Origin of the sequence: Nocardioides psychrotolerans (genome assembly GCF_900113685.1) — a bacterium.
In the GTDB taxonomy this organism is placed as follows: Bacteria; Actinomycetota; Actinomycetes; order Propionibacteriales; family Nocardioidaceae; genus Nocardioides; species Nocardioides psychrotolerans.
In genome coordinates this window covers 168,277-177,573 of the sequence record NZ_FOQG01000008.1, presented here as the reverse complement: position 1 = coordinate 177,573, position 9,297 = coordinate 168,277, and the positions used below count along the sequence as shown (strand labels likewise).

Here is a 9,297-nt window from a genome sequence, read left to right as displayed (position 1 = left end):
AGGTCGGCCCAGTCGGCGCGGATGGTCATCTCCGCGATCCCGGTATGACCGATCGACCTCTCATCGAGGGTGACGTGGCGGTGTTCGAGGGCTTCGAGGGATTCTGCTTCGACTTGTTCGGCGTGCAGGAGGAGCATCGCTTCGTCGATGAGGCGGTCGAGGGTGATCAACCCTGCGGTGTCGGCGAGGGGGGCGATGGCACGGTCGACGTGGGCGATGACGTCTCTGGGTGCGCCGAGGACGGCGCCCGCGATGCGCCGGGCCCGCCACACCGGGACCTTCCCGGCCACTACTTTTGCGTGGACCCTCGGCATGCGGTGTCGGATCACGAGGCAGTCCCGCAGGAACGCCTTCCCGGCTGCGGTGGACATCGCGTTCGCTGTGGCGAAGGGTGCGGCGGCGGACCAGGTGATGGGGGGGATCCCGAACCACTGCACCTCATCGAGGTCACCGATGACCGGGGACCCGTCGCCCATCGGCTCACCCGGGACATAGGAAGCTCGTGGCGCCTTCCAGGACTGGTCGCCGGGGGTCTCGGGGTGGGCGTGGGCCCACGCGATCGCGAGGTGGAACATCCGCAACCCGGCGGCGTTCTCTGCAGCTTTGGTGGCCCGGATCTGGTCGATCAGGTTGGTGGGTGTGGGCGCGTCATCGCCGACCTGATGGGGGTCGATGATGGCGCCGGCTGTCATGCATCTAGTGTAGTCGAAGAGACGTTCGCTTGACAAGCGCGGGAAGTAGGGCGGGACGCCGGTCTCGATGCGGAGCTGGGCGGGTTGGGCCATCTCGGAGCCGCGGTCCCAGGTGATCGACCTACGCAGGCTTAGCGGCAGCGTCGCGATCATCTCGGTCAGGCTCGTCCGAGCCATCTGAGCGGTGTGACGCCCCGGCGCCGCACCGTCCTCGACCTCAGCAGGGCGTGCCCGAATCGTGATGGCCGCGGTGATGCCCAACGTGGCGCGTTTCGCCCGCCCTGTCTGGGGTTTACGCGCCTGGCGGCCACTGCGTAGGTGCGCGGTCAGCTCCCGTTTGAGCTCACCCTCGGTCTGGATGAACAACGACTGGCAGATCGCCTCGTGACACACGCGCATCCGCCGGTTCCTCGCGAACAGTCCGGGCAGCTTCTTCGAGGTCTGCTCCGGCGAGTGGTCCAGGCGCCGCGCCTTCGGCCGGCGTGCCTTCACCGTTGTAGGGCCGCTGGTAACCCTGACCGCCACCACGCGCGATCCTCGCCTGTGGGGACCGCGTCCCAGGCGCGGAGAAGCTCCGCGCCAGCTCACCCTCATCCTGAGGACGACTGACGACCTATCCCGGCCACGCTGTGCAGTGTGCACAGGTGACGTGTCCCATTACTGGGCGTCGTTCCCTTTTGGACGGGCGTGACGCCTGTCACTCTTGGGGCAGCGTGTCGCACGTACCTCGGGGTCCACCTCGAGGCGACGCGCATCCATGGGGTGTACATGTCTTTCTCATCGTTCGACAACGCGCACAGCACGCCCGACACCGCGACGGCCGCTGCCGGTCTCGGGCGTCGATCGTTCCTGGGCTACGTCTTGGCGGGCAGCACGCTCGTCGTGGCCGCCGACCTGACGCTCGCGCGCCCGGCGCGCGGCGCCGTTCCCTCCGGGGTGCAGATCCCGGAGCTCTACGACCTCGAGGACCTGCAGACCGACTCCGCAGCCCCGACCTCGCAGCTCATCACGGTCACCATCAACCGTGACGGCACGGCGTCCTTCGCCCTGCCTCGCAGCGAGGTCGGTCAGGGCATCCTCACCTCCACGACGATGATCCTGGCCGAGGAGCTCGACCTGCCGATGAACAAGGTCAAGGTCACCTTGGCGCCGGCCCGGCCCGAGCTGCTGCTCAACCAGCTGACCGGTGGATCGAACTCGACGTTCTCGACCTACACGCCCATCCGCGTCGCCGGTGCGCTCGCGCGGCAGAAGCTGCTCGAGGCGGCCGCGATCCTCTTCGGCACCACCGCCGACCGGTTGACCACGACCGGCGGCGTGATCAGTGACGGTCTCGGCAACAACGCGACGTACGGCGAGCTCGCCTCGTCTGCGGCCAGCCAGGTCGTCGAGGCGGTGGAGGTGGTGCTGCGCCCGCCGAGCGACTTCACGGTCATCGGGAAGCCGAAGAACCGGCTCGACGCCCGCGACGCGGTCACCGGCAAGAAGAAGTTCACCACCGACCTCGACGTGCCCGGTGCCCTGCCGACGATGGTCTGCCGTGCCCCGGAGCACCAGGGCACGCCCAAGAAGCTCAACAACTTGGCGCGCATCCTGAAGATGGACGGCGTCACCCACGTCGCCGTCGTCCCCACGGGCGTGGCCGTCCGGGCGCGCACCTTCGGTCAGTGCATCGACGCCATCCGTGAGATGGACGTCGAGTGGAACCCCGGCACCGTGTCGGGCGAGTCCGACAGCACCATCCTGGCCAAGCTGCGCGGGCAGGAGCTGCCCATGGTCGTGCCCAACGTGCCGATCCTGGCCGAGACGGTCGAGACCAACGTCGCGTTCGCGTTCCGCAGCAGCGCTGCGCTCGAGACCTACTCCGCGATTGCGGACGTCCGTGACGATCGCGCCACTATCTGGGCAGGCCTGAAGGTCCCGATCCTGGCCCAGCAGCGCGTGGCCGAGGCGGTCGGCCTGGCCCAGGACCAGGTCAAGGTCAACGTGATCACGTCCGGCGGCTCGTTCGGCCACAAGCTGTTCGGCGACCACGCCATCGAGGCTGCGACCATCTCCAAGGCGATGGGCAAGCCGGTCAAGCTGATGTGGCACCGCGCCGACGAGCCACGCCAGGGCAGGCTGCACCCGATGGCGACCTCGCGGGTGCGGGCCACGGTCCTCAACGGCCAGGTGCTCAGCTTCGAGCAGCGCCACACCAGCGTGACGTCCGACTTCAGCCACGGCCTCGGCGAGATGATCACCTCCCAGGCCGACGAGCTCGATCCCCTCGGGCTGGGCGGGCTCAGCTTCGCCGAGTCGATCTTCACCCTCACCCAGGAGCTGCCCTACAACTTCGGCGTCTTGACCCAGCTGCTCAACGAGCCCCTGGAGTTCGAGGACAAGTTCAGCACCGGCTCCATGCGCAACATCTACTCACCCGACGTGTGCACCGCCGCCGAGCTGACGATCGACCAGATCGCCAAGAAGGTCGGCAAGGACCCGTTGGAGTTCCGCATGGAGTTCCTCAAGAGCGAGCGGGTCAAGACGGCGCTGCGCAAGGTCGCCAAGGAGGGCAACTGGGGCCGCCCGATGCCCAAGGGCACGGCCCAGGGCATCGCCATCCACAAGGAGTACAAGGGTTGCACCGCGGTGCTCGTCGAGATCGACTGCCGCCCTCAGACCGTCAACCGCGACCTCGGCAAGGAGACGGTCACCGGGCCCCGCGTCACGAAGGTCGTCGTCGCCGTCGACACCGGGCTGGTCATCAACCCGCGTGGTCTCGAGGCCCAGATGCAGGGCGGGGCTATGGACGGCATCGCCATGACGTTGACCGCGTCGTGCCACCTGCGCGACGGCCGCTTCCTCGAGGCCAGCTGGGACAACTACTTCTACACGCGCCAGTGGAACGTGCCGAAGGACATCGAGGTGCACATCATCAAGTCCGACTCCGACACCCCCGGTGGGGCCGGAGAGGCGGCGGTGGGTTCCACGGCTGCTGCCGTGGCATGCGCCTACGTGCGGGCCACCGGGAAGATGCCGGCGTACTTCCCGATCAACCACGGCCAGATCTCGTTCAAGCCCAAGTCGTTCATCCCTCCCGTGCCGCCCTCGCCGACCAACGGCCTCAAGCTCACCCGCTGAGGAAGAAGAGAGACAGACCATGCCCAAGCAGACCTTCATCCTCAACGGCAAGCCCGTCACCGTCAACGTCAACGACGACGTCCGCGTCCTGTGGGTCCTGCGTGACCTGCTCGGTGTCACCGGCCCCAAGTACGGCTGCGGCATCAACGTGTGCAAGGCGTGCACGTCCCACATCAACGGCAAGGCCTTCAACCCCTGCGCCGTCCGGGTCGGCGACCTCAAGCCCAAGGACCGCGTCACCACCATCGAGGGCCTCAACGAGACCGTCGGCAAGGACCTGCACCCGATGCAGAAGGCTTGGCTCGACCAGGATGTGTCCCAGTGCGGCTACTGCCAGCCCGGCCAGATCATGGCCGCGGTGGCGCTGGTCAAGAAGGTCCGTCGGGAAGGCCGCGAGATCCGCGACTCCGACCTCGACCAGATCCGCAACATCTGTCGCTGCGGGACCTATTTCCGCATCCGCGAAGCCATCGAGCAGGGCGCCCGCAACATGCGCTGACCTGCGCGACCCCCTAAGCCGCCTGTTCGCCTTAAGTCACTACAAACAGTAGACTTGGGGAGTGGCTACCTCCTCACCGACCTCACCCACTTCACTCTCCGCCCCTCACGCGCCCGCGACCCGGGTCGCGGTGATCGGTGGGGGAGCGAGTGGGGTCCTCACCGCGATCAACCTGCTCACCATCCCTGGTGGTGAGCAGGTCGCGGTGACGATCCACGAGGCCAGCGGCATCCTCGGCCGTGGGATCGCCTACGGCACGTGCGACCCCCGGCACCTGCTCAACGTCCGGGCACGGCACATGAGCGCGTGGACCGACGTACCCTCCGACCTGCTGGAGTGGGCCGCCCGCACGGGTCGCGACGTCGACCCGCAGGGCTTCCTGCCCCGTCGTGACTTCGCCGCCTACCTCCAGGACACCCTGGCCTCGGTGGCCGACCACCGACTCACCGTCCGGGCCGGACGCGTCGACGACATCGTGCCGCTCGACGGCGGGGGCTACGAGGTCCACGCCTCCGGCACGGTGTCGGTGACCGACTCGGTGGTGCTCGCCTACGGCAACCAGGAGCCCCGCGCCCTGGTCGTCGACGGTGACGTGCTGCCGCCGGCCTCCTGGCACGTGGCCAACCCGTGGGACCTCGCGGCGCTGCACCTGCTGCCCGGCGACTCCACCGCCGTCTTCGTGGGGACCGGTCTGACGGCGATCGACACCGCGATCACCTTCCTCGAGGAACACCCCTCGCGCCGCGTGGTGATGGTGAGCCGTCACGGCTTCCTGCCCGAGACCCACGTGGGCCAGCAGTCCACGGCCTGGGTCAGCCCCACGATCACGGGTCCTCTCGACGCGGACAGGCTGGCCGCCTTCTTCGGTGAGCAGGTCGTGGCCGCGCAGGCCCAGGGTGTCGACTGGCGCGCGGTGGTGGACGGACTGCGCCCCCAGACGCAGGCGGCCTGGCAACTGCTCGACCTCGACGAGCGACGTCGGTTCCTGGAGAAGCACGCGCGCCACTGGGAGGTTCGCCGGCACCGGATGGCGCCCGAGGTGGCGGCCCGGCTCGAGGACTACCAGGCGGAGGGGCGCCTCGTTGTCCTCGCCGGAGGCGTCCACCGGGTGGTCGACCGCGGCGAGCGTTGCGAGGTCCACATCGGCCAGGGCCACGCCCCCGTCGTGGCCGACGCGCTGGTCAACTGCACCGGGCCGTCCACCGATATCAGCCGCAGCGGGGACCCTTTGCTGCTCGCGCTGCGCGAGCGGGGGATCGCCTCGCCGGACCCGCTCTGCCTGGGCCTCTCGACGACGACCGACGGCGCGCTCCTGGACCCGCACGGCCAGCTCGTTGCGGGGTTCTACGCCGTGGGACCACCGCGCAAGGGCACCTTGTGGGAGTCGACGGCCATTCCGGAGATCCGCACGCAGGCGGCCGAGGTGGCGCGGGCTCAGGTGGCCTTGCTGCCGCTCAGGGTGTTCGCGACCGGGAGGTAGACCCGCACGGTCGTCCCCACGAGGTACGACGACTCGAGCTCGATCCTGCCCCCGTCCTTCGGTCCTGGCCGGTCCGCTCAGGCGGCGGCCGGGAGCCGCACGGTGAACGTGCTGCCGTGACCGAGCTCGGAGGTCACGGTGATGCTGCCGTGGTGACGCTCGACGATCCTGGCCGCGATGGCCAGTCCGAGCCCCGTGCCCGGCTGGGCGCGGGCGTTGGGGTCGGCCGACCGGAAGAACTCGGTGAACAGCTGTTCCTGGTCCTCGGCGGAGATGCCGATGCCCTGGTCGCGGCAGGTGAGGACGATCTCGGCGCCGTCGCGGTGGACCGAGAGCGAGACCGTCGTGTCCGCGGGGCTGTACTTCACGGCGTTGCTGAGCAGGTTGGTCAACAGGCAGTCGATCTCCTCGGCGTCGCCGTCAGCGACCATCGCCTCGAGGGGCAGATCGAGCTCGACGCGAACCCGGCCGCGGCTGGCGGAGATGGCGGTGAGGTCGCGCACGTCCTCCACGATCGGCTGGAGGTGGACCGGCGCGGGGACGATCGGCTGGTCGGGGTCGCCGACCTTGGAGAGCAGCAACAGGTCGTCGATCACGCGCTGGAGGCGTCGGGCAGCACGGCCGATCGCGGACACCGAGTTGTGGCTCGCCGGGCTGAGCTCCGGGGCGCCGTCGAGCATCTCGAGGTGTCCGACGATGGCCGTGAGCGGGTTCTTCAGCTCGTGCGACACCGTCGCGATCAGCTGCCCCTTGTAGAGGTCGAGCGCGGTGAGCTCGGCCACCAGCCGGTGCTCGTGGGCGAAGGTGCGTGCGTTGAGGATCGCGCGACCGAGATCGTGGCCGATGTCGAGAGCGGCGGCGGCCTCGGTCGATGTCCAGGCCGGCTGGCCCTCGTTGCGGGTCAGCACCAGGTTGCCGACGCAGGTGGAGCCGGCCCCGAGAGGAACGAAGAGGAGGTAGTCCACCCCGATGCGCTCCATGAAGGGGGTGATCTGGTCGTACTGCTCCTGGGTCAGCACCCCGAGCGAGGTGGGGTGGCGCTCGAGCACGACCGACTGCTGCAGCGCCCACAGCTGGTGCGCGGACGTCTCGGCCATCTCGATCAGCCCGTCCGGGAGCCAGATGTCGGCACCCTGGGCACTGTGCAGGGCGCCGGTGCTCAGGCCCGCCTCGTCGAAGGTCTGGACCCAGCTCCCGCCAGCGCGGAACCCGTGGGTGAGCGCCTCGCCGCACTGGGCCAGGAGGTCGTCGACGTGCAGCTGCACGCTGGCGTTGCGCACGATCTCGCGCGCCGCCGTGGCCAGTCGGATCTGCTCCGAGAGAGCCTGCCGCTCGAGCGCGACCAGGACGGCGCGCTCGGCCTGCGCGGCATAGCGCTCCAGCAGCGTGCGCTGGTCGCTATCGGGCCGCCGGCCGTTGACCGGCAGGTCGATCGAGAGCAGGCCTACGATCTCGCCGGAGGCGTCGCGCAGCGGGGCGACGAGGAGGTCCAGGGCCTGCCAGGCGTCGGGATCGTCGCTGGGTTCGAGGTCGGGCACCCAGCCCCAGTCGGCGGTGTCGGCCGGCGCGCGCTCGCTGGGCACGAACTTGAAGCGTCCCCAGTCGTCCGCGACGGCGAGTTCCTGGTGGATGACCTCCATGGGCGTCACCGCGTTGATGAGACGCTCACGGGCTGACTCGCTGCCCGCGACCGCGACCGCGCGGAGGCTGTCGTCGCGCACCACGCTGAGGATCGCGACCTGGAAGCCGACCATCTCGGTGACGCCCTCGGCGATCAGCTGGAGGGCGTCGCGGGAGAGGGCATCGGCCCACGCCGCGCGGACGTCGATCACGGGGACCTGCTGGGCCTCGAGAGCCATCTCACCTCGCAGTCTTTACTTTGGCTCCGGTCACCTTACGACCGGCGTCACCCATCGGGGCGGGGATCTTCTAGAATCATCGCGTGCCCTACCTCAGCAGCAGTGGCCAGAGACGCGGCGGTGACGGGCGTCTGACCGCGGCGCTCGACCCGCACGACCAGGGACCGCAGGACGCCTGCGGCGTCTTCGGCGTCTGGGCGCCCGGTGAGGACGTCGCCAAGCTGACCTACTTCGGGCTCTATGCCCTCCAGCACCGTGGTCAGGAGTCGGCCGGCATCGCGGTGAGCAACGGCCGTCAGATCCTGGTCTACAAGGACATGGGCCTGGTCTCCCAGGTCTTCGACGAGACCACCCTCGACTCGCTCAAGGGCCACCTCGCGATCGGCCACTCGCGCTACTCCACGACCGGGGCGAGCACCTGGCAGAACGCCCAGCCGACCTTCCGCCCGACCGTCGACGGCTCGATCGCCCTGGGACACAACGGCAACCTGATCAACACCCACGACCTGGCTGCGCTCGTCGATGCGCTCCCCGCCGACCCCGGCGAGCTGGACCTGCACGCCCGCAACGTGGAGTCCTCCACCAACGACACCGGCCTCGTGACGGCCCTCCTGGCCCACCACCCCGACACCAGCCTCGAGCAGCGCGCGCTCGAGGTGCTGCCGCTGCTCCAGGGCGCGTTCTCGTTCGTCTGGATGAACGAGAACACCCTCTACGCCGCCCGCGACCCGCAGGGCATCCGACCGCTCGTGCTCGGTCGCCTCGACCGCGGCTGGGTGGTCGCCTCCGAGGACGCCGCGCTCGCCACCATCGGCGCCAGCGTGGTGCGCGAGGTCGAGCCCGGCGAGATGCTCGTCATCGACGACCAGGGCCTGCGCTCCCACACCTTCGCCCAGCCCGACCCCAAGGGCTGCGTGTTCGAGTACGTCTACCTCGCCCGCCCCGACGCGACGATCGCCGGTCGCAGCGTGCACGAGACGCGCGTCGAGATGGGTCGCGAGCTGGCCCGGCAGTTCCGCGTCGAGGCCGACCTGGTGATCCCGGTTCCCGAGTCCGGCACCCCGGCCGCTGCCGGCTACGCCGAGGAGAGCGGGATCCCCTTCGGTCAGGGCTTCGTCAAGAACGCCTACGTCGGTCGCACGTTCATCCAGCCCAGCCAGACGTTGCGCCAGCTCGGCATCCGGCTCAAGCTCAATGCCCTGGACCACATGATCCGGGGCAAGAAGATCGTCGTGGTCGACGACTCCATCGTGCGCGGCAACACCCAGCGCGCCCAGGTGCGGATGCTGCGCGAGGCCGGAGCCCTGGAGGTCCACGTCCGGATCTCCAGCCCGCCGGTCAAGTGGCCCTGCTTCTACGGCATCGACTTCGCGACCCGGGCCGAGCTGATCGCCAACGGGCTCACCCCCGAGGAGATCGCCGCCAGTGTCGGCGCCGACAGCCTCGGCTACATCTCCCTCGACGGGATGATCGAGTCCACCAAGCAGGAGAAGACCAGGCTCTGCACCGCCTGCTTCACCGGCGACTACCCCATCGAGCTGCCCGACGAGAGCCTCCTCGGCAAGCACCTGCTCGAGGCGACGTTGAAGTCGCCGACGCTGGGCAAGGCGCTGCCCGTCCTCAACAACCCCTGATCGGGAGCAA

General features: G+C 69.3%; 5 protein-coding genes and 1 pseudogene. 4 read left to right on the top strand and 2 right to left on the bottom strand.

The window, feature by feature from the left end; all coding sequences use genetic code 11:
- Window positions 1-734: 734 nt before the first annotated feature.
- Window positions 735-1,278: pseudogene (locus BM204_RS23645) on the bottom strand (transposase); the annotation flags it as partial.
- Window positions 1,279-1,460: 182 nt separating this feature from the next.
- Here BM204_RS23645 and BM204_RS12020 point away from each other — a divergent pair.
- From BM204_RS12020 to BM204_RS12010, 3 genes are all read left to right on the top strand, one after another.
- Window positions 1,461-3,815, top strand: a complete 2,355-nt coding sequence (locus tag BM204_RS12020; RefSeq protein WP_091113562.1) for a xanthine dehydrogenase family protein molybdopterin-binding subunit — start codon at window positions 1,461-1,463, stop codon at window positions 3,813-3,815.
- Window positions 3,816-3,834: 19 nt separating this feature from the next.
- On the top strand, window positions 3,835-4,314 hold the full coding sequence (locus BM204_RS12015; protein ID WP_091113560.1) for a (2Fe-2S)-binding protein: 480 nt from the start codon (window positions 3,835-3,837) through the stop codon (window positions 4,312-4,314).
- Between the two features lie 61 nt (window positions 4,315-4,375).
- A complete protein-coding gene (locus BM204_RS12010) occupies window positions 4,376-5,794 on the top strand; it encodes an FAD/NAD(P)-binding protein (RefSeq protein ID WP_091113558.1) in 1,419 nt (472 codons plus the stop codon).
- Between the two features lie 77 nt (window positions 5,795-5,871).
- On the opposite strand, the gene BM204_RS12005 is transcribed toward BM204_RS12010, so the two are convergent.
- Window positions 5,872-7,653 (bottom strand): sensor histidine kinase, encoded by a 1,782-nt coding sequence (locus BM204_RS12005; RefSeq protein ID WP_091113555.1) that lies wholly within the window; start codon window positions 7,651-7,653, stop codon window positions 5,872-5,874.
- An 83-nt stretch (window positions 7,654-7,736) separates the two neighbouring features.
- On the opposite strand from BM204_RS12005, the gene purF reads away from it, so the two are divergent.
- Window positions 7,737-9,287 carry an amidophosphoribosyltransferase gene (purF, locus tag BM204_RS12000; protein WP_091113553.1) on the top strand — a complete coding sequence of 517 codons (1,551 nt, stop codon included), beginning with the start codon at window positions 7,737-7,739 and terminating at the stop codon, window positions 9,285-9,287.
- Window positions 9,288-9,297: the final 10 nt, after the last annotated feature.